We start from the raw sequence: 20,880 nt of genomic DNA, 5'->3' as shown, positions 1-20,880 counted from the left end.
TTATTGTCATCATTATTTTTGTCATTATTTCAGCTATTATCGTCCTATTTCTATTACTCACGCCAGATCATCCGCGTCCAACATAGCCTGTATCCCTGTGAAAAATACCATCAGTAAATCCCAAAATAATATGCCAGAACCTCTATCTACACCAATCAATAATTCGACATCGTGGGTCTTAAAGCTCACCATTGGTTTGATTGGGATGTTTGCTTTTTTGCAGGTCTATTCTATTCAGGCTATTTTGCCAGTATTGATGGTGGATATGTCCGCAACTGAGGTGCAGGCGGGCATGATCGTCGGTGCAACGGTGATGGCGATTGCTATTATGTCGCCATTCTTGGGCATGCTGTCTGACGCTGTGGGGCGTAAATCCTTTATCGTTGGCGCGTTATTATTTTTAGCGATACCAACTGCTTTAATTGCCCAAAGTCCGAGTATTGGTTGGATGGGCATGTGGCGGTTTATGCAAGGGTTGTCTGTACCGGGCATTACCGTGGTGACGATTGCTTATATCGGTGAAGAGTTTGAGGGACGCGCTGTCACAGAACTGATGTCGTTCTATGTCTCAGGCTCGGTACTTGGCGGCTTCATGGGGCGATTTTTACTTGGGCATTTGCACGAGCTTATCGGCTGGCGTGAAGGCTATTATGTGATGGCAGCGATGACCCTTATCGGTGCGCTGTGGGTCGGCAAGATGCTACCATCGTCACAGCAGTTTGTGGCCAATCCGAATTTTCGTTCCGCGATGCAGACGCTCGGTGAGCATTTAACCAATCGTTATGTGGTAACGGCGTGTCTGCTAGGAGCGTGTGTTTTATTCTCACTCGTGGGTTGTTTTACCTTTATCAATCTACATCTTGCTAAGACGCCATATGAGTTGAGTACGGGTGCGCTTGCCAATATTTTTGCCGTTTATTTGATAGGTGTTGTCATCACGCCATTGTCGACGACTTTGCTACGTCGCTTTGGTTCAGCGCGCACAGTACGCGTGGCTGTTTTCGTTTCTATGATTGGGGTGCTGTTAACGCTAGTGACGCCGTTATGGGGCATTATTATTGGTCTTGCTATTATGTCCTCAGGTGTCTTTATCACCCAAGCTGCCACCATCAGTTATATCGCCGTCAATGTTAAAAAAGGGCGCTCATTGGCGTCTGGTTTATATTACATGGGGTATTATGCTGGCGGTACGATGGGTGCGTGGTTATGCGGCATGGCTTATGCGCGCGGGCAGTGGTCGCTCACAGTATGGCTGCTCTTATTTGTACAGATTTTGGCATTACTGGTTGCCAGTTTTGGTATGATTAAAACAAAATCACGCGCGGCTTGATGGCTGTTTTTGAGAAATTTTCATCAAGCTATTGCAGCTTAGGATGTTTATGTAAGGTTGCTTTACATAGCACCTATTTTTTCTTACTATCGATATAGCCTGTTCAATACACCTTAATAATTCTATTAATAATGTTAGCCGCTATCAATTTTTAAACAGCCAATTTTTTATAAGTAAAAGCTAAAATAACTAGAACTGCGTGCCATCAATTATCCATGATTCACCCGCATAATAACTTATCCGCATGACCAACAAGGACGTCATATCTATGTCAAATATTTACCACAGCGCCCCTTCTGCTTACGATTATCCCTTATTAGTTAAGCAACTATTGAACCGTGCCAAAACGGTGTCGCTAGAGCAAGAAATCGTTTATGCTGATAAAAAACGCCTTACCTATAAAGATTTATTCAATCGTATCAATCGCTTGGCCAATGTCTTAGCAGGTTTAAATCTAGATGCAGGTGATATAGTGGCGGTGATGGATTGGGACAGCCATCGTTATCTGGAGTCGTATTTCGCTGTACCGATGTCAGAGTATATTTTACAAACCGTTAATATCCGCCTATCGCCAGAAAAAATTCTTTATACCATCAATCATGCTAAGCCAAAAGTGCTGCTGCTTAATTCTGAGTTTGCGCCATTGGTCAAAAGCTATCAGTTTGAAAACTCTAGTATTGAGCACATTATTTGGCTAGATGATGATGGTGTGACATCTGAAGGAGTCTTCGGTGGTAATCAAAACCGCGTAGTAGGTGAGTATGAAGCGTTATTACAAGCTGCCGATAGTGAGTTTGACTTCCCAGATTTTGATGAAAATACCATTGCCACAACGTTTTATACCTCAGGCACGACGGGCGATCCAAAAGGCGTATTCTTTAGCCACCGCCAGTTAGTATTGCATACCCTCACCGAAGCGGCGACACTAGGTATGCTGCCCGACAAGCAAGGCGTCAGTTATGGTGATGTCTATATGCCGATGACGCCAATGTTTCACGTGCATGCATGGGGCTTTCCATTTACCGCGACCATGGCTGGTCTGAAGCAAGTGTATCCGGGACGCTATGCACCAGATGTGTTAATGGACTTGATCATTAATGAAAAAGTTAGTATTACCCATTGTGTCCCAACGATTTTGCAAATGGTGCTCAAAGAAGCGCAAGATCGCGGTGCTAGCTTTAATGGTTTAAAAATGATTATCGGTGGCTCACGATTGACTGAAGGCTTGGCAAAAACAGCCATGGCACAAGGCATCGAAGTATATACCGGTTATGGTATGTCAGAGACAGCGCCCCTTATTAGCTTGACAGAATTTAGTCTCGACGAGCCTAAAATGAGTGAAGATGAAGATATCGCTCGCCGTTGTATGACTGGTAAGCCCGTACTGATGGTGGATGCTCAAATATGGAGTACCAATAATGAGTCGGTTGGTACCGGTCAAGACAATACGGGCGAGCTGGTATTACGCGCACCTTGGCTAACGCAAAGCTATCTAAAAAATGACGATGCGGGCAAAGAGCTGTGGGAAAACGGCTATATGCACACCCAAGATATTGCTTATATACGTCCTGATGGTTATATTAGAATTACTGATCGCTTAAAAGATGTCATTAAGTCAGGCGGCGAGTGGATATCGTCATTAGAGATTGAGACGATTTTGTCGTTACATCCAGCGGTCGCTGACGTATCTGTGATTGGGGTACGTGACAAACAGTGGGGCGAGCGTCCATTGGCCTTGATTGTGTTAAAACCTAATGCTCAAGACACGAGCGTTGATGATATCAAAGCCATTGCTGAGAAAGCCGTAGAGCGGGGTATTATTCCGAAATATGGTGTGCCAAGTCAGTTTAAGTTCGTCGCGGAGCTACCAAAGACTTCTGTTGGTAAACATGACAAAAAAGTGATGCGTGAGATGTATGCTGATCAAACTGAGGTATAGGCTTAAAGTGGCTTAACTATTGAGCAGATAACTGGCTTAATAGTTGACCTTTATTGTTAGCTCTGCTACATTTTAAACCGATACCTACTAAATCGATACGTAGTGTATCGGTTTTTTGTTCTATTAGAGATAGCTGGCAGGGATAGCCAATCTTTACTATGACATTATTAGACAATATTACATCGTATTACCCATCATTTACGCTAAGGACAGCTATTATGAGCGAGCAAACCGCCACTTCAGTGACCAACCAATCGTCAGACCAAGCTCAGACTTCTCAAGCGTTATCTAATACCACTCAAACTTTTGCTGAAATTTATCACTCTTCTATTGAAAATAAAGAGCAGTTTTGGGCAGAGCAAGCAAAGCGTATCTATTGGCATAAAGAGCCTGAACAAATCCTTGATGACAGCAATCTGCCATTTGCGCAGTGGTATGTCGGTGGCGAGACCAATCTTTGCTATAACTGTGTGGATCGCCATCTTGCAGAGCGCGCAGAACAGGATGCTTTTATCTGGTTATCCTCTGAGATTAACCAAGAGTTAATAGAAACCTTTCCTGCAGTCGTCGATGCGTTTAAAGACTTGGGTAACAACGTCGAGCTTTACACGGACTATACCAAACGTCGTCTGACCTATAATGACCTATATAAAGAAGTCAATTATTTTGCTGATGTGCTACAGCGTCATGGTATTGGCAAGGGCGATCGCGTTGTCATTTACATGCCGATGATTCTAGAAGCCGCTTATGCCATGTTGGCTTGCGCTCGTATCGGTGCTGTACATTCTGTGGTATTTGGTGGATTTGCGGCGCATAACTTAGCCATTCGTATGGATGATGCTGAAGCAAAAATGGTCATCACGGTGGATGCAGGTTTGCGCGGTGGTAAAGTTATTAATTATAAAAATCTTGTCAATCAAGGGGTCGAGCAAGCAACGGTTAAGCCCGAACATGTATTGGTCATCAATCGTGGCATTTTACCATTTGAGCCAAAAAATATTGATGTTGATTATGCAACTCAGCGCCGTATCAGCTGTGAAGCCAATGCGATTGTCGAGCCAGTTTGGCTTGAGTCAAATACGCCGTCGTATCTTCTGTATACTTCAGGCACTACGGGTACGCCAAAAGGCGTGCAACGTGATACCGGTGGTCACGCGGTTGCGCTAACGACGTCGATGGACTATATCTACGATGGCAAGGCGGGCGAGACATTTTGGGCGATATCAGATATCGGCTGGGCGGTCGGGCATTCTTACACCATTTATGCACCATTGCTGGCTGGCATGACGAGTGTGATGTATGAAGGTCTGCCGCATCGCCCAAACCCCGGTATTTGGTGGCGAATTGTCGAAGCAAACAAGGTCAATATTTTATTCACGGCACCGACGGGTGTCCGTATGCTGAAAAAACAAGATGAGACATGGATGACACGCTATGATGTCTCCAGCGTAAAATCCTTCTTTTTGGCAGGTGAACCACTGGATGAATCGACAGCCAATTGGCTGACTAAGCATTTAGGTGTGCCAATTTTAGACCATTATTGGCAAACAGAGTCTGGCTGGCCCATTCTAAGTAACACGCCTAAATTTAATCATAAGCCACACAAGCAAGGCTCACCCGGTTATCCCATGTATGGTTATGATGCGCATGTCATTAATGAAGAAACTGGCGAACCTTGTAAAGCTGGCGAAAAAGGACTGCTCGCGATTCGTGCACCATTGCCGCCCGGTTGTCTGACCACGGTATGGCGAAATGACGAACGCTTTATTAGCAGTTATTTTGGTCTGTTTGATGGCAAGCAATACTCAACCTCGGATTATGCCGTGACTGATGAGGAGGGTTATTTTTATATCTTAGGGCGCACTGACGATGTGATTAACGTCGCCGGTCATCGTATTGGCACGCAAGAAATTGAAGAAGCGATTAGCACGCATCCAGAAATGGCAGAATGTGCGGTTGTGGGTATTCATGATGAATTGAAAGGAGAGTTGCCGATAGCCTTTTGTGTGCTGAGAGATCATGAACAAGTCACAACTACCGAAAATCGTTTCCGTATTGAGCAGCAGGTCATCGGTGCTGTGGTCAAATCCCTTGGCGGTATCGCAAGGCCAGCGGCAATTTATTTCCCGCAAGCACTACCAAAAACGCGCTCTGGCAAAATCTTACGTCGAGCCATTCGTGCTTTAGCAGAAGGCAACGAAACAGGAGATATGTCAACGCTTGATAATCCAACAGCGATTGAGGCGATTAAGCAGTCCATGAAAGACTACTAATACGATGGCGTATTAATTGAAAAAAGCCATCTGACGTTAATATTGAAAAAAAGCTCATGCACAATCATGGGCTTTTTTGTTTTTAATTTAAGGCGCCTCCTCATTTTTATCATCACTTAGTCACTTTCGCTCAAACTGAAAATATACCTTACATAAAGTTTTTCTCGTTAACATAAACTCAGATAAAATTTTGACAAAGCGCTTGACCCTAAAAATGGTTTATTGGTATAGTCAATAACGATACGAAATAAATCATTTTATAAATTACGTTTGATCAATAAAAGCTCATCATTTTTTCTCTCTTTTTGAATATTAAGACACCGCTAAAGGGTAGTCTCGCAAACAAGATAAGGATATCTTATGCACCACGTCAAGCAGCTCATCAATGGTCAATTTGTTGATTCTAATACCAGTGAATGGATTGATATCACTGATCCTGCCACGCAAGAAGTTATTGCCAAAGTTCCGCAAACTACTGACGATGAAATAAATCAAGCCGTTGCAGCAGCAAAAGCAGCGTTTCAAACGTGGCGCAAAACACCAATCACCACACGTGCGCGTATATTTTTAAGGTATCAAGCACTGATACGCGATCATATGGATGAGTTAGCAGAAATCCTGACCGCAGAGCAGGGCAAAACCATTGCTGATGCGCGTGGCGATGTATTCCGTGGTTTAGAAGTGGTTGAGCATGCTGCTGGTATTGCCAATTTGCAAATAGGTGACTTCGTTGAAAACGTTGCATCAGGCGTTGATACTTACAGTATTTGGCAGCCACTTGGTGTTTGTGCTGGTATCACGCCATTTAACTTTCCAGCGATGATTCCACTGTGGATGTTCCCAATGGCGATTGCTACGGGCAACACTTTTATCCTAAAGCCTTCTGAACAAGATCCGATGGTCACCATGCGTCTGGTTGAGCTTGCGGTTGAAGCAGGTGTACCTGAAGGTGTGCTAAACGTCGTACATGGCGGCAAAGCTACTGTCGATGCTATTTGTGATCATCCTGATATCAAAGCAGTTTCTTTTGTGGGTTCGACCAACGTCGGCAAACACGTTTACGAGCGTGCCAGTCAATCAGGTAAACGCGCACAGTGTATGATGGGCGCAAAAAACCATGGCGTTATCTTGCCGGATGCTAATAAAGAGCAAACGCTGAATCAACTAGCAGGCGCGGCATTTGGTGCTGCTGGTCAGCGCTGCATGGCGTTATCTGTGGTTGTCCTTGTCGGTGCTGCCGGTGAGTGGATTGATGATATCAAAGCCAAAGCTGAGGGTTTAATCGTCTCAGCTGGTAAGCATGATAAAGATTTGGGTCCCCTGATTTCTCCTGCGGCAAAAGCGCGTGTTGAGCATTTGATTGGTACTGGAGTAGAAGAAGGGGCGAGTTTGATACTCGATGGTCGTGGCATTACGGTTGAAGGTTATGAACAGGGCAACTTCGTTGGTCCAACTATCTTTGATAACGTCACTGCAGATATGCAAATTTACAAAGAAGAAATTTTTGGACCTGTACTGTGTATCATGCGTGCCAACAGCTTAGATGAAGCAATTGAGATGCTCAATGCCAATCCGCATGGTAACGGCACGGCTATCTTTACTCAGTCAGGAGCTGCCGCGCATAAATTCCAGCAAGATATCCAAGTCGGTCAAATCGGGATTAACTTGCCGATTCCTGTGCCACTACCGATGTTCTCATTCTCAGGCTCACGTGCTAGTAAACTTGGTGATTTGGGTCCTTATGGTAAGCAAGCGGTGCAATTTTATACCCAAACCAAGACCGTTACGGCGCGTTGGTTTGATGATGAAGCAAGTCGCGGCGTCAATACGACTATTTCAATTTAACGCTGAATCACCTATATTTGCATTGACGCTTTAATACACCCTATTCAGCACAAGGATGACCCCATGGATTTTTCATTGACCGATGACCAAATTGCCTTTCGCCAAACTGCCAGACAGTTTGCCCAAAAAGAGCTAAAGCCTAATGCCGCTGAATGGGATCGCACCTCGCATTTCCCAGTCGATGTGATTAAAAAATCAGGCGAGCTCGGCTTTTTAGGGTTATATACCAATCCTGACTATGATGGTTTGGGTCTGCCGCGTCTAGATTCTGCCATGGTATTTGAGGAGCTGGCATGGGGCGATACGTCTGTGGCGGCTTATATGAGTATTCATAATATGGCAGGCTGGATGATTGGCGAATTTGGTAGCGATGCGCTGTGCAAAAAATATTTGCCAAATATGGTCAGCGGCGAATGGCTGGGCAGTTATTGTTTGACCGAGCCTAATGCCGGTTCTGATGCCGCATCACTGCGTACCAAAGCCGATAAGCAAGGCGAGTATTATGTGCTGAACGGTGAAAAAACCTTTATTTCAGGTGCAGGCTCAACCGATGTGTTGGTCGTTATGGCACGTACGGGCGCTGCAGGTCCAAAGGGGATTTCAGCATTCGTCGTTGATGCAGACAGTGCTGGTATTGAATACGGCAAAAACGAGCATAAAATGGGCTGGAAAGCACAGCCGACACGGACGATTAGCTTTAAAGATGTCAAAGTGCCAGTAGAAAACCTCATCGGCGAGGAAGGTCAAGGTTTTCGTATTGCTATGAAAGGCTTAGATGGCGGCCGGATTAATATCGGCATCTGTGCAGTAGGGACAGCGCAAGCGGCGCTTGAGACAGCGACCAATTACGTGCAAGAGCGTAGCCAGTTTGGTAGCCCGATCGCCAGCTTACAATCGGTACAATTTAAGCTTGCCGATATGCTGACCCAAACCATTACCGCAAGGCAAATGCTCTATTTAGCGGCGAGCAAAGTCGATAATAACGATGTTCAAGCCTCTACTTATTGTGCGATGGCAAAGCGTTTATCGACGGATCTTTGTTTTGATGTCGCCAACGAAGCCTTACAGCTGCATGGTGGTTACGGTTATCTCAATGAGTATCCGCTTGAGCGCCATGTGCGAGATTTGCGTGTCCATCAAATCTTAGAAGGTACCAATGAGATTATGCGCGTGATTGTCTCGCGTCAGCTCTTACAAGATGATGCGTTGAGCCAGTTACGCTAATCAGTTTATATAAATGGATAATTTGCTTATTCGAATTTATAAATAAAGCGGTTTTATAAAAAATTATAACAAGGATATTTCATGACGGATTATACCAACTTAAAACTATCAATTAATGGTCATATTGCGACGCTAACCCTAAATAACCCACCTGCTCATACGTGGACGATGGACAGTCTACAGGCGCTTAAGCAACTGGTCACTGACCTCAATGCCAACGACGAGTTATATGCACTAATTGTTCATGGCGATGGCGAAAAGTTTTTTTCAGCAGGTGCCGATTTAAATAATTTTGCAGATGGTGATAAAGGTCGTGCGATCAGTATGGCGATAGCCTTTGGTGAAGCGTTCGAGGCACTGTCAGCCTATCGCGGCGTAAGCATCGCTGTCATCAATGGTTATGCGATGGGTGGTGGTCTTGAGTGCGCACTCGCTTGTGATATCCGTATCGCAGAAGCACATGCGCAGATGGCACTACCCGAGACGGGTGTGGGATTGTTGCCGTGTGCCGGTGGTACGCAAAATCTAACGGCTTTGGTAGGCGAGGGTTGGGCAAAGCGTATGATATTGTGCGGCGAGCGCGTCGATGCCCAGACTGCACTACGCATTGGCTTAGTCGAAGAAGTCACTGCAAAAGGTGACGGTTTATTAGCAGCACAAGCCTTGGCACAAAAAGTCGCTAAACAATCACCAGTTGCGGTCAGTTATTCCAAAACACTTATTCAAGCGGCAAGAGACACACCACCTGCGCAAAACCTTATCCATGAGCGTGAAGCCTTTGTTAAATTATTTGATACCAAAGATCAGCGTGAAGGCGTGCAAGCATTTTTAGAGAAGCGTAAGCCCGTTTGGCAAAATAAATAAACGCTATATAACCAAACTTAATGATACTATTTTTTTTCTTTTGATATTTGTAGGTCACCTTTATGACAGTAGCTATAGAAGGCACATCAGACGCGCCGGTACTATTCAGCACCGAGCCGACAGATTGTGGTCACCTGATTGGAATAATGACGTTAAACACGCCCAAATCTCTTAATGCCCTTAGCGTTGAGATGTGTCAATTGTTATCGCAACAACTAAAGCAGTGGCAAGGTGATGAGCAAGTGGTAGCATTACTATTAAAAGGCGCAGGCGATAAGGCATTTTGTGCTGGCGGTGATATTCGCAAGCTTTATGACAGTATGTCTAGTGATGCACCGCTACCGAATCCTTATGCGACAGAATTTTTTGGTCATGAATATTGTCTTTATCGGCAGATGCACTTTTATTCCAAACCACTAATACTCTGGGGTGACGGCATTATTATGGGTGGCGGCATGGGCTTGATGGCAGGTTGTAGTCACCGCTTGGTCACAGAGCGCACGCGCTTTGCCATGCCAGAAGTGACTATTGGGCTGTTCCCTGATGCTTCTGGCAGTTGGTTTTTGCAGCGTATGCCAGCTAAGACGGGCTTGTTCTTAGGGTTGACGGGCGCGATGTGTAATGGCAATGATGCGCTATTAGCCAATCTTGCAGAGTATGCCGTCGCCAGTAGTGACTATGATGCCGTCATACAAAGTTTAAAACAGAGTGATTGGCAGGTTGCCGCTAGTCGTACGGATAAATGCGATAACAATAGTGCTCATAGTATCGTTAGCCGTGTGCTTGCAGCGCAACCAATTGCTGAGTTGCCTGCTAGTAAATTGGCAATCCATTGGCAATCTATTCAGCAGTTGATGAACAGCGGCGGACTGGGTGATATCGATGCTTTATTACAAAGTGATGCGGCACTCGCAAAAATAGATACAGAGTTTGCAAATGATAGCTGGACGCAGCGAGCAGTAGATACTTATCGCCATGGCTGCCCAGTTACCGCTGCTTTAACTTATGCGCTTTATTATAAAGTCACTGACTTATCGATAGAGCAAGTTCTGTATTTAGAAGCCAATGTAGCCGTAAATTGTGCCGCTAATCCTGACTTTAGAGAAGGCGTACGTGCGCTATTAATTGATAAAGACCGTAATCCACAGTGGTCACGCTCACTAGCAGACTGCTTGAGTAGCGAAGGGCAGGCGTACATACAGCAGCACTTTGTGAATCCTTATGCTAAAGGTGAGCATCCGTTAGGCGATTGGTTGGGTGATGAGGCTTTAGGCAGTCAGTCTGTGCGTTAAAAGTTAAATTTATCAATTCAATATAGACATCAAATTAAAATTACACTCAATTAAATAGTTTACAGCTATATGTGTAGCAACGCCTGCGCGCATGATTAATACTAACCATCAAGGAATGATGAGATGAATACAAAGGATCTAAATGCTACCGATAACGATACTACTAAGCCAAATATTGCTTTTATTGGGCTTGGTAATATGGGCGCACCAATGGCAGAGAATTTGTTAAAAGCAGGTTACCCGCTCTCGGTTTATGATTTGTCTGAGGATGCGACTCAGCGCTTACAGCAAGCAGGTGCCAGTGTAGCAGACAGTCCTAAAGATGCTGCACGTCATGCCCAAGTAGTTATCAGCATGTTGCCCGCTGGCAAGCACGTCCATTCTGTCTATCTTGGAGATAGTGGTCTGCTGGCGAATTTACCAAAAGACACCTTGGTCATTGATAGTAGTACTATTGCAGCGGCTGATGCAAGGTTGGTGGCAGAGGCGGCAAGTAAGCTTGGCATAGACTTCTTAGATGCTCCAGTCTCTGGTGGTACGGGTGGTGCTATCGCTGGTACGTTAACCTTTATTGTTGGTGGCAGCACTGATGCCTTTGCCAAAGCTGAGCCGATACTGGCTGTGATGGGCAAAAACATCTTCCATGCAGGCGAGCATGGCGCAGGACAGGTCGCAAAAATCTGTAATAATATGCTGCTTGGAATTTTGATGGCAGGAACGGCCGAAGCGATTAATCTGGGCGTCAAAAATGGTCTCGATCCAAAAGTTCTATCTGATATCATGCTACAAAGTTCAGGTCGTAACTGGACGCTAGAAGTCTATAATCCTTATCCGCAAGTGATGGGAAATGTCCCCTCTAGCAATGGCTATCAAGGCGGCTTTATGAGTAAGCTAATGCAAAAAGACCTTAACCTTGCCATGCAGACCGCTGAAGATACTCATGTAGAAACGCCAATGGGCGCTAAAGCGACTGAGCTTTATGCTGCGCATACCGTCGAGAATGGCGACAAAGATTTTTCGAGCATTATGGCGCGACATGACAGCTCAGTATTGACTTAAGATATTAAAAAAAGCATAACTAAAAAAAGGTCTGCATTATTATCTTAATGCAGACCTTTTTTTTACTTATATTGCATCACCTAGCTGGGTAGGTCATAGACGAGAGACTGAATATCTTTCGCTGCTTTTTGCAGTCGTGGGACATGGGTTAAGAGATCATCTAAAGACACTCTTATGGTCGGTGCATGAAGATACAGCGAGGCAAGGTAGCGCGACTTTCTATCCCGTATCGGTACGGCGATTGCCACCATCTCAGAGATAAACTCTTCATTATCGATACCAATACCTGTTTCAGCGATACGATCAAGCTCAGCGTTTAGCGCATCGATATCGGTAATCGTATTTTTGGTAAACTTATCCAACGACAGGTTTTGCAGAATTTTGTCGCGGCTTGTGCGCGGCAACTGGCTCAAATACAGCTTACCAGTCGCTGTACACCACATTGGCGACTTTGCGCCCACTGGCAAATAAATCTGTATCGGCAAGGTCGTATTTGCACGGTTGGTATAGATCATATTCATCTGATAAGGCACACCGATCCCGCAGGTCTCTTTTAGCTCATCAACCAGCTTTTGCAAAATCATTTGTCGCTCATTAAAGAACAATCGCTGCTGCCACAGCTCAACACCCAAGTTGCGTACCCGCTTGCCCGGTATAATACCGCCGCCAATATCCACAGTCACAAACCCTTCATCGAGCAGATTTTGAATCAATCGATGAATGGTCGGCTTTGGAATATCAAGCTCTTGCGATAGCTCAAGTGGCGAGAGCGGTTTTGAGGCATAGGACACCGCCTCGATAATCTCTAACACACGGGTAATCGACGATACTTTAGGCATATGAGTGGCTCAATAAGAATAAAAAGAATACAGTAGGAAATACAACAAGGCATTAACAGATAACAGTAAATACGCAGCCTTGCGACACATTTTCCCTAACCTCTAATTTAGCATAATATCAAGCCTAGACAAGATCTAGTTACTTTATATGCCAATACTAAATGTATTAATGCTAACGTCACACAGTCATACAATATTGAAAACTGATACCAATACTTTTTTCTGAAAAGTTTTCTAAAAGCAATAATTACTACACCAACTCACAAAATACAACAAACTGTAGTAATAAGCTATATAACTGTCATTGAGTTGAATAAAGAGGTAGGTCATTATAATGACATATTTTGTAATATCCTTACATGAAGATTAAGCTAACCAATATTCATGTTTGCGCTGTTGAGTTACTTTAAGAGCATTGTGTAACAGAAAGTCGAAGTTTTGCGGATTGGTGTAGTAATTATTACAATATCTATGCAATCTTTACATAACGGCAAATAAAAAGCGCTCCTAGAGGGGTGACTTTTCCGGCCAAAATTGTTTTAATCTGCTCAACAAAATGATCGATTTAAGAAAAGCTAAATTGTCATTTTTTATGGGCGACTTATTCCACACTTTAGGAGAGTATTTATGAGACTTATTAAATTAACAGCAATTTCTGCTGCCGTTTTAGCGTCAACTGCTGCACTAGCTGCTGAACCTGTTATCGTTGTTGATGGTAACGATGCAGTTGTTTACGAAGCTGAGCCTGTTGCTGTTGCATATGAAGCTGACGCTGGTATCGTTCGCAACACTACTGGTGCTGTTGTTGGTGGTACTAAGACTTTCTTCCAAACTGCTATCAACCCAGCTTCTGTTAGCGCTGAAGTTGGTACACTAGGTTACGGTGCTAACATCGGTTGGTCACTAAATGAGAAAACTGAACTACAAGCTGGTTGGGCAGGTGGCGATGTTGCTGACCTATTCGGCGGTGATTTTGACGCAAATGACGTAAACTATGACGTTGATTCTGACTTCAGCAACCCATACCTAGGTGTGCAATTACGCCCTACTGGTAACTGGTTCACAATGGGTGCTGGTATCATCGTACCTGACAACGATATCGACGTAACTGCTAATCCAGATGGCGGCGTATACAAAATTAACGATAGAACGTTTGTTGCTGATGGCGAAAACGGTGTAGGTTCTTTACAAGGTACTATGGAACACCGTAACAAACTAGCACCTTATGGTACTATCGGTTTCCGTCCTAACATCGGTAACAACTGGGGTGTATTCGGCGAAATCGGCGCAGCCTATATGGGTAAAACTAACGCGACTGTAAATGCAGTTGACCCAGAAAGAAATGTGAATATTGATAATGGTGTTACTCCAGGTGGTGTAGATTCAGGCTTAAATGCTGGTCAAGTTGCTAAACTTGCTGAGCGTGAGCTTGAAGATAAAGATTATCTTGAGTGGATGCCAATTGTTAAGCTTGGTGCAACTTACCGTTTCTAATCTAATCACAGTTTAAGTACTGTTATTAGAAGAAGAGTAAGAAAAAACGATCCTTTTTAGGGTCGTTTTTTTTGTCTGTGAAAGGGCAGTTGTTAGAATAAATCATATGTACAAACAATCTAGAAAATAACGATGGTTTGTTGCGCTGACAATACCGCGATACGGTAATCGGACTTAATGTCTGCTATGACCATTAAATATGACGGTTCTCTAATAGCATGAATCAAATCAGCAATCAGGTAGGAGTAATCTATTCCTAACCCTTGTACCAGTTTGTATTGATGAATTTTGATAAAACTTTCTTTTATTTGCCACAGTAATTTAGCGATAATCTTACGCTGAAGTGGGGACAGTGCTTGTAAAGCAGCCATCTCATGCTCAGAATAAAACCGCTGTGCCACGCGCCATGCTACATGATTGGTTTCAATATCAATACCAATGGGACGGTGACGACTAATGACCACGGTTACTTTACTGTTCAATGATGTATTGATTGTCTGAACGGTATTTTGATTAATATCATGATTCTTGCTGCCTGTATGACTAAAGCATACGTAATATTCACTGCTGCTAAGCCGGTACGGGAAATTTGACTCATCCAAAGTATCGCGCAACTTTAGCTCATCCAGTAATTGTTGTAGCAATAATCGAACGCCTTTACGTTGTATGTGACGTTGATGCTGCGCCATTTCACGCATTGATAAACTTACTGGTGACAGGCAGTAATGCCAATTAAGCTCGTAAATTTTCTGAAAATCTACCTGTGATATATTGTTCGCGGATGACCACAGTAATTCATCCCACAGTCTTTTAAAGTTGAGGGATGAACACTCGCTTACTTGTGCAGTGGCGCACCACGTTGCAGGATCGAGCTGGGTATATTGTACATGGGTCAGGTTTAAGATAGAGCTTGGCATCATTAATTACATCTATTGGATTGGTTCGCTTAGTAACATGCAAAAAGCCCAGCGATATATTATTGCTGGGCTTTCAATTATAAAATATGTTGAGCTTTATCGACTGTGATTGGTTTTACTGGTGTTAGTAAGACAATTCAGCACGGCGATTTAGTGCGTAAGCTTCTTCAGTATTACCAGCGGCAGCAGGGCGCTCTTCACCATAACTGATGATGCGGATATTGTTTACTGCGACGCCTTGAGTAGCAAGGTAATCACGTGCAGCAGCAGCACGGCGCTCACCTAGTGCCATGTTGTATTCACGGCTACCGCGTTCATCAGTATTACCTGCGATAACAACGCTGGCTGCTGGATTTGAGTTGAGCAAGCTGGCATGTTGATTAAGAATGCTCGCTGCTTGTGAAGTAATTTCGCTGCTATCAAAAGCAAAGTAAACAACTGCCTGTAGGTTTTCTGCGCCCATAATAACCGCGCTTGAGTTATCTACGATGACTGCGCCAGTGTATCCAACTTGACCACCTGGGATACCTAGTGGGGCAACCACGACTTCAGAAGTAGCACGTTTGGTCGCACAACCTGTGGTTAGTGCCACAGCGCTTGATAATACAGCGAGGACTGCGATCTTAGAAAAACTGGTTGACATAATGAGCTCCTAAAATTTTAATTAATTAAAATTGTTTTTTTTGAACTGCTTACGATAAAACTTAGGCAATTGCTATCTATCATATACTAAATGTTACTTTATGTAAGTAGTATTACTGTAAATAATGCTAGAATTTACAGATAGATATGAGATCTACTACCAGCGGTGCTTGCCCCAATTTTCAGGATTGGCCCAATAATCCGCATTTAACCAATTTGGCAGCTGTTTATAATCATATAAATTGAACTGCCAAAGTCTAGCGGACGCTGATGACTTTACAGATAAAGGCTGCTCTGATTTGTCAGTAGTATTCATCTCTAAAGATGGCTCATGCAAGATATCAAATGGGGTAAAGCCATAAGCTTTTAGATCTAGGGTGTCATTAAGGGCGATGAGCAGGTGTGCCGCATAAAGATCTCGATAGCGCATGAGTAGCGGAATATACTGCTGCAGCAATTCGGGTGAGAGTGCGGGTAACCAAAAACAGGCGAGCTCATAACGTTCAGGTAATTGTCGTTGATTGAGCTCTAATAGTGTCGATATTTGTGGTGAGCGGGTATTTTTTAGCAATGTCTTTAATGCTAACCGCGCATTTTGGTTTGGGACGACCCACAGCAACTCAGTGTCATTATCAGTAGATTCAATGATTGTGGATGCGTTCTCTTGTATGGTTAGTGAGGGCAAAAGAGCCTCAACGTAATCTATCAGTAATGGTAACGTAATGTCTGAACGACTGTCAGTTTGCTTTATCATATAATAGGCCGTTTATCGAGTGTTGGTCATCAGTGACCCTATTAAATCATTTTAATCGCGATTATCCAATGGGTGATTGATGCTGATTATGCTGCTCTTTTAATATGTCGACTCTCTCATTCTTTTGATATATCGACTCTCTCATTGCTATCGCATTTTGATAAGTATCAGGGACGATGAACATAATAAAATTGCGATCTGCTCTTGAAATTTGGCAGTTTAGGTCAATGTAGCAAGATACCATTATCATCTTAATGATCATAAAATTATACTAATTGATGACCTGCCTTAACCTAAATTATCATGCTTTTTGCCGTATATATTTTTTGCCCTAAATAATAATAGGAATACCCATGTCTATTGCTGAAACTGATGCTCAAATCATTAATCCTGATATGCCAGATGTGCCACCGCATGCACCAAGTAAAATTAATTTAAAAGATTACCAGAAACCTAGCTTTGATGTGGAAACGGTTGATTTAGATATTAAACTGTTCGAAAATCATGCACAGGTAGACAGCACTCTGAAGATGGTACGTCAAACAGCAGGAGATCTCGTATTATTCGGTGAAGAGTTGGAGCTGATCGCCATTACGATGAATGGTAAGCCATTGACGGCTGAGGATTATCAACAACAAGCAGGCACGTTGACGATTGCTAATGCACCTGATGCGGTTGTTTTAGAGATTCAAGTACGCATCTGTCCGCAGACCAATACTGCACTTGAAGGGTTCTATATGGCGGGCAGTGGTGATGAGACGATGTTTGTCACTCAGTGCGAGCCGGAAGGTTTTCGTAAAATCACCTTTTATCCAGACCGCCCCGATGTGCTGGCGATATTTACCACGCGTCTTGAGGCGGATAAGCGTTATCCAACACTATTAGCCAATGGTAACTTGGTCGAAGCGGGTGAGGTGGTAGATGCCCCAGACCGTCATTATGCGATATGGCATGATCCAACCAATAAGCCAAGCTATCTATTTGCCTGTGTTGTCGCTGATTTAGACGTATTAAAGGATTCTTATACCACCAGCGAAGGTCGTGAGGTGTTGCTGGAAATATACGCAAAGTCCGCTGACATCGATAAATGTGATGTCGGTATGCAAGCGTTGAAAGATTCGATGAAATGGGATGAGGTCAATTATGGTCGCGCCTACGATTTAGATCGCTATATGATTGTTGCCGTGAGTCAATTTAATATGGGCGCAATGGAAAACAAAGGTCTAAATATTTTTAATACTGCTTGTGTGTTATCCAGTCCTGAAACGACAACGGATGCGCGTAGCTTTAGTGTGAAAGCCATCATTGCCCATGAGTATTTTCATAACTGGACAGGCAATCGCATCACTTGCCGTGATTGGTTTCAATTGTGCTTAAAAGAAGGTTTTACTGTTTACCGCGATCAATCATTCTCAGCGGATCAGCAGTCGAGTGCCGTACAGCGTATCGACGATGTGGCGACCTTGCGTGCTCATCAGTTTGCGGAGGATGCAGGACCACTGGCACACCCGGTACGCCCTGAGAGTTTTGTCGAGATTAATAATTTTTATACGACGACTGTTTATGAGAAAGGCGCTGAAATCGTGCGCATGATTGCCAATACGTTAGGAGCCGAGAATTTTCGTAAAGGCACGGATGAGTATTTCCGTCGTTATGATGGGCAAGCAGTCACGGTTGAGGACTTTTTGTCAGCGCTTAGCATCACGGATAGCAAGATTGAAAGCTTTATCGACTGGTATCGTCAGCCGGGCACACCAATGGTGTCTGGTCATCAACATTATGACCATGCAGCGCAGACACTGACGATTACGTTAAGTCAGCAAACCCGTCATGTCAGTGGCTTTGCTGCGCCAAAACCTTTGCCTATTCCGGTAGCGACTGCGCTATTTGATAAAGACACTGGTGACATTGTGGCTGAGCGTATGCTGCTACTCGATCAAGCCACGCAAACCTTTACCTTCGAAAATATAGCGAGTGAGCCTGTAGTATCCTTGCTACGTGATTTTAGTGCGCCAGTACAGCTCAATTATGATTATCAAGATGCAGATTTGGCATTTTTGCTCAAACATGAAATCAATGGTTTTGACCGCTGGCAAGTGACGCAGATGCTGGTCAATCGTATCTTGCTGCAAGGTCAAGGCGAGAAGAGCAGTCCTGATATCTATCTGCAAGCACTAGCGCAGACATTGCCTGTGCTCGCGGCTGAGGATGCGATGTTGGCTGCCCGCTTGCTTGATATTCCATCAGCGCAAGAGCTGGCGTCTGCTATTCATAAAGATTACGATCCAGCATTGGTGAAAGCGCAGCGCGACGACTTGTATCAGCCGCTTGCAGAGGCGCTAAAAGATCAATGGGCTGAGCTTTATGAGCAGCTACCTATGCAGTCTTATGAAGATAGTGCCGAGGCTCGTGGCACCCGTGCCTTGCGTAATGTGGTGCTCGATATGGCGCTGACCGCAAATGTCGATGGCGCAGATGAATGGGCGCAGCAGCAGTATGATGATGCAAGCTGTATGACGGAGCGTTTCGGTGCGTTGAAAGCGATGGTCAATCATCAACTGCTAAATGCTGATAAGTATTTAGCAGACTTTTATAATCGCTTCCAAAATAATGATTTGGTCATCGATTTATGGTTTAGTGTGCAAGCGTCTGCTGATACTGTGACCGCTGATACTATCCAATCCTTGATTGCTCACGCAGATTTTGATTGGAATACGCCCAATCGTGTACGCTCAGTGGTCAGTGCCTTCACCTCGCAGCCAACGGCTTTATGGACGGCAGAAGGGTTAGAGCTTTATATTGGTGTGATTAAAAAGTTGGATGATGCCAATCCTGTTTTGGCGTCGCGTTTATTGCAAGTGCTAGCGCGTTGGAATACCTTGGCTGAGCCACGTCGTCAAATGGCGCATGAGCGGTTGATTGAGTTGCAAAAGCAGGCTTCTTCTAAGCACGTACTTGAAAGTCTAAACAGTGTTTTAGGATCAGCGAGCGAGTAGGGTAAATTAAATGACTCTATAACAATAAACTAAATTATTTTATAAGAAAAAGCCCGTCCGATAATAATATCGGACGGGCTTTTTTATTAAACGCTTAATAATGCTTAAAAAACTTAATAATCTGTGTTTATGGGCAATCGTTATTAAAGATTAAAAATTAACGATTCGGCAAAACGTCTTTGACCATATCACGTAGGTTATGTAAGGCAGTGACCGTACTATCCCAATCTAAGCAACCGTCAGTGATAGACTTGCCATATTCAAGCTGGCTTAAGTCAGCGGTCAGTTTCTGATTGCCGCCCTTTAGATGGCTCTCAATCATCATACCGATGATAGATTTATTGCCGTTTTGAATTTGTTCAGCAACGTTTTGGATAACCATCGGCTGTAGATATGGGTCTTTACCTGAGTTGGCATGGCTTGAGTCAATCATAATCTTGCTATTGGTTTTGCCTTTTGCCAGCTCGTTTTCCACTTGTGCAACCGCAGTTTCGTCATAGTTGGGCTTGCCGTTACCACCGCGGAGTACCACGTGCGCGTAAGGATTGCCTTTAGACTTGATGATTGAGACTTTGCCATCTGCTGATAAACCCAAGAAGCTATGACCTTCTTTTACGGCTTGCATTGCGTTAACAGCGACTGTCATGCCGCCGTCTGTTCCATTCTTGAAGCCTACTGGGCACGATAAGCCTGAACTCATTTCACGATGCGTTTGGCTCTCAGTGGTACGTGCGCCAATCGCTGACCAGCTGATCAAATCCTGCATGTACTGCGGGGTATTTGGGTCTAATGCTTCGGTGGCGCAAGGCAGACCTTTTTCATTCAAATCGAGCAGTAGCTTACGGGCAGTACGCAGACCTTTTTCGATATCGAAGCTGTCGTTCATATCAGGGTCATTAATCATGCCTTTCCAGCCAACGGTTGTGCGTGGCTTTTCAAAATATACGCGCATCACCACAAACACGCTATCTTCGATTTCTTTTGCTAATATGGCCAATCGATCGGCATATTCGTGAGCGGCTTTGATATCATGAATAGAGCAGGGGCCGATGACCACAAAGAGGCGCTTGTCTTTACCGTCCAAGATGTTTTGGATGGTATTACGACCGTTTAATACGGTTTTATAGGCTGCATCTGATAAAGGTAGCTCAGTTTTTAGCTCAGCGGGAGTGATCAAAGGAATGAACTTTTCAATATTCACGTCGTCAATATCTGCATTATGGGTAACTGATGTTGTCATGGTTATATATCGTCTAGCTGATTTATAGGGAGTTTCATTATGCGGACAAAAGTGTTGGTTGACAAGGGCAGTCGCGCAGTTAATTGACTGATAACTGGAATGAGGAAACCAAAACTTAGTTATACTTGTTCAGCGCCAATCGTATATGAGCGCTTCAACAAGCAAGATTGTT

At 44.0% G+C, this 20,880-nt stretch carries 15 protein-coding genes; 10 read left to right on the top strand and 5 right to left on the bottom strand.

Features of this window, described 5'->3' with window-relative positions:
- Positions 1-130: 130 nt before the first annotated feature.
- The 8 genes from INT03_RS06210 (at position 131) to mmsB (ending at position 11,826) form a co-directional block, all read left to right on the top strand.
- Positions 131-1,330: an MFS transporter gene (locus tag INT03_RS06210; protein WP_193008213.1), complete on the top strand. Its 1,200-nt coding sequence runs from the start codon at positions 131-133 to the stop codon at positions 1,328-1,330.
- A 268-nt stretch (positions 1,331-1,598) separates the two neighbouring features.
- Complete coding sequence (locus INT03_RS06205) at positions 1,599-3,269, top strand: fatty acid--CoA ligase (RefSeq protein WP_193008212.1); 1,671 nt, start codon at positions 1,599-1,601, stop codon at positions 3,267-3,269.
- 218 nt (positions 3,270-3,487) lie between these two features.
- Positions 3,488-5,542 (top strand): propionate--CoA ligase, encoded by a 2,055-nt coding sequence (locus INT03_RS06200; RefSeq protein WP_193008211.1) that lies wholly within the window; start codon positions 3,488-3,490, stop codon positions 5,540-5,542.
- A 360-nt stretch (positions 5,543-5,902) separates the two neighbouring features.
- Positions 5,903-7,387 carry a CoA-acylating methylmalonate-semialdehyde dehydrogenase gene (locus INT03_RS06195; RefSeq protein WP_193008206.1) on the top strand — a complete coding sequence of 495 codons (1,485 nt, stop codon included), beginning with the start codon at positions 5,903-5,905 and terminating at the stop codon, positions 7,385-7,387.
- A gap of 63 nt (positions 7,388-7,450) precedes the next feature.
- Positions 7,451-8,611: an acyl-CoA dehydrogenase family protein gene (locus INT03_RS06190; protein ID WP_193008204.1), complete on the top strand. Its 1,161-nt coding sequence runs from the start codon at positions 7,451-7,453 to the stop codon at positions 8,609-8,611.
- Between the two features lie 81 nt (positions 8,612-8,692).
- Positions 8,693-9,475 (top strand): enoyl-CoA hydratase, encoded by a 783-nt coding sequence (locus INT03_RS06185; RefSeq protein WP_193008203.1) that lies wholly within the window; start codon positions 8,693-8,695, stop codon positions 9,473-9,475.
- Positions 9,476-9,537: 62 nt separating this feature from the next.
- Complete coding sequence (locus INT03_RS06180; protein ID WP_193008201.1) at positions 9,538-10,767, top strand: enoyl-CoA hydratase/isomerase family protein; 1,230 nt, start codon at positions 9,538-9,540, stop codon at positions 10,765-10,767.
- A gap of 123 nt (positions 10,768-10,890) precedes the next feature.
- On the top strand, positions 10,891-11,826 hold the full coding sequence (gene mmsB / locus INT03_RS06175) for a 3-hydroxyisobutyrate dehydrogenase (RefSeq protein ID WP_193008199.1): 936 nt from the start codon (positions 10,891-10,893) through the stop codon (positions 11,824-11,826).
- Positions 11,827-11,906: 80 nt separating this feature from the next.
- On the opposite strand, the gene INT03_RS06170 is transcribed toward mmsB, so the two are convergent.
- Complete coding sequence (locus INT03_RS06170; RefSeq protein ID WP_045446365.1) at positions 11,907-12,665, bottom strand: IclR family transcriptional regulator; 759 nt, start codon at positions 12,663-12,665, stop codon at positions 11,907-11,909.
- Between the two features lie 627 nt (positions 12,666-13,292).
- Between INT03_RS06170 and INT03_RS06165 the strand changes: the two genes are divergently transcribed.
- Positions 13,293-14,159, top strand: coding sequence for a hypothetical protein (locus tag INT03_RS06165; RefSeq protein WP_193008197.1), 867 nt, complete (start codon positions 13,293-13,295; stop codon positions 14,157-14,159).
- Between the two features lie 119 nt (positions 14,160-14,278).
- Here the strand turns inward: INT03_RS06165 and INT03_RS06160 are convergent, their stop codons facing one another.
- The 3 genes from INT03_RS06160 to INT03_RS06150 all read right to left on the bottom strand — a co-directional run bounded on the left by INT03_RS06160 (position 14,279) and on the right by INT03_RS06150 (position 16,472).
- Positions 14,279-15,079 carry a 4'-phosphopantetheinyl transferase family protein gene (locus tag INT03_RS06160; protein ID WP_193008190.1) on the bottom strand — a complete coding sequence of 267 codons (801 nt, stop codon included), beginning with the start codon at positions 15,077-15,079 and terminating at the stop codon, positions 14,279-14,281.
- A gap of 121 nt (positions 15,080-15,200) precedes the next feature.
- Positions 15,201-15,719 (bottom strand): peptidoglycan-associated lipoprotein Pal, encoded by a 519-nt coding sequence (gene pal, locus INT03_RS06155; RefSeq protein WP_109590035.1) that lies wholly within the window; start codon positions 15,717-15,719, stop codon positions 15,201-15,203.
- A gap of 156 nt (positions 15,720-15,875) precedes the next feature.
- Positions 15,876-16,472, bottom strand: a complete 597-nt coding sequence (locus INT03_RS06150) for a DUF6231 family protein (protein ID WP_193008188.1) — start codon at positions 16,470-16,472, stop codon at positions 15,876-15,878.
- A 395-nt stretch (positions 16,473-16,867) separates the two neighbouring features.
- Here INT03_RS06150 and pepN point away from each other — a divergent pair, with 395 nt between their 5' ends.
- Positions 16,868-19,468, top strand: coding sequence for an aminopeptidase N (gene pepN, locus INT03_RS06145; RefSeq protein WP_226950180.1), 2,601 nt, complete (start codon positions 16,868-16,870; stop codon positions 19,466-19,468).
- A 157-nt stretch (positions 19,469-19,625) separates the two neighbouring features.
- On the opposite strand, the gene INT03_RS06140 is transcribed toward pepN, so the two are convergent.
- A complete protein-coding gene (locus tag INT03_RS06140) occupies positions 19,626-20,708 on the bottom strand; it encodes a 3-deoxy-7-phosphoheptulonate synthase (RefSeq protein WP_055124944.1) in 1,083 nt (360 codons plus the stop codon).
- Between the last annotated feature and the right edge of the window lie 172 nt (positions 20,709-20,880).

This window comes from Psychrobacter sp. PG1, from assembly GCF_014897815.1.
Lineage (GTDB): Bacteria > Pseudomonadota > Gammaproteobacteria > Pseudomonadales > Moraxellaceae > Psychrobacter.
Note: the sequence above shows the minus strand (reverse complement) of the source record. Positions and strands in the feature narration are given on the sequence as shown.

Coding starts and splice junctions, on each gene's coding strand:
- INT03_RS06185 (WP_193008203.1), top strand. CDS start 8,693: ATGACGGATTATACCAACTTAAAACTATCAATTAATGGTCATATTGCG.
- INT03_RS06160 (WP_193008190.1), bottom strand. CDS start 15,079: ATGATGCCAAGCTCTATCTTAAACCTGACCCATGTACAATATACCCAG.
- INT03_RS06140 (WP_055124944.1), bottom strand. CDS start 20,708: ATGACAACATCAGTTACCCATAATGCAGATATTGACGACGTGAATATT.
- INT03_RS06205 (WP_193008212.1), top strand. CDS start 1,599: ATGTCAAATATTTACCACAGCGCCCCTTCTGCTTACGATTATCCCTTA.
- INT03_RS06195 (WP_193008206.1), top strand. CDS start 5,903: ATGCACCACGTCAAGCAGCTCATCAATGGTCAATTTGTTGATTCTAAT.
- INT03_RS06190 (WP_193008204.1), top strand. CDS start 7,451: ATGGATTTTTCATTGACCGATGACCAAATTGCCTTTCGCCAAACTGCC.
- INT03_RS06150 (WP_193008188.1), bottom strand. CDS start 16,472: ATGATAAAGCAAACTGACAGTCGTTCAGACATTACGTTACCATTACTG.
- INT03_RS06180 (WP_193008201.1), top strand. CDS start 9,538: ATGACAGTAGCTATAGAAGGCACATCAGACGCGCCGGTACTATTCAGC.
- INT03_RS06170 (WP_045446365.1), bottom strand. CDS start 12,665: ATGCCTAAAGTATCGTCGATTACCCGTGTGTTAGAGATTATCGAGGCG.
- pepN (WP_226950180.1), top strand. CDS start 16,868: ATGCCAGATGTGCCACCGCATGCACCAAGTAAAATTAATTTAAAAGAT.
- mmsB (WP_193008199.1), top strand. CDS start 10,891: ATGAATACAAAGGATCTAAATGCTACCGATAACGATACTACTAAGCCA.
- INT03_RS06165 (WP_193008197.1), top strand. CDS start 13,293: ATGAGACTTATTAAATTAACAGCAATTTCTGCTGCCGTTTTAGCGTCA.
- INT03_RS06210 (WP_193008213.1), top strand. CDS start 131: ATGCCAGAACCTCTATCTACACCAATCAATAATTCGACATCGTGGGTC.
- INT03_RS06200 (WP_193008211.1), top strand. CDS start 3,488: ATGAGCGAGCAAACCGCCACTTCAGTGACCAACCAATCGTCAGACCAA.
- pal (WP_109590035.1), bottom strand. CDS start 15,719: ATGTCAACCAGTTTTTCTAAGATCGCAGTCCTCGCTGTATTATCAAGC.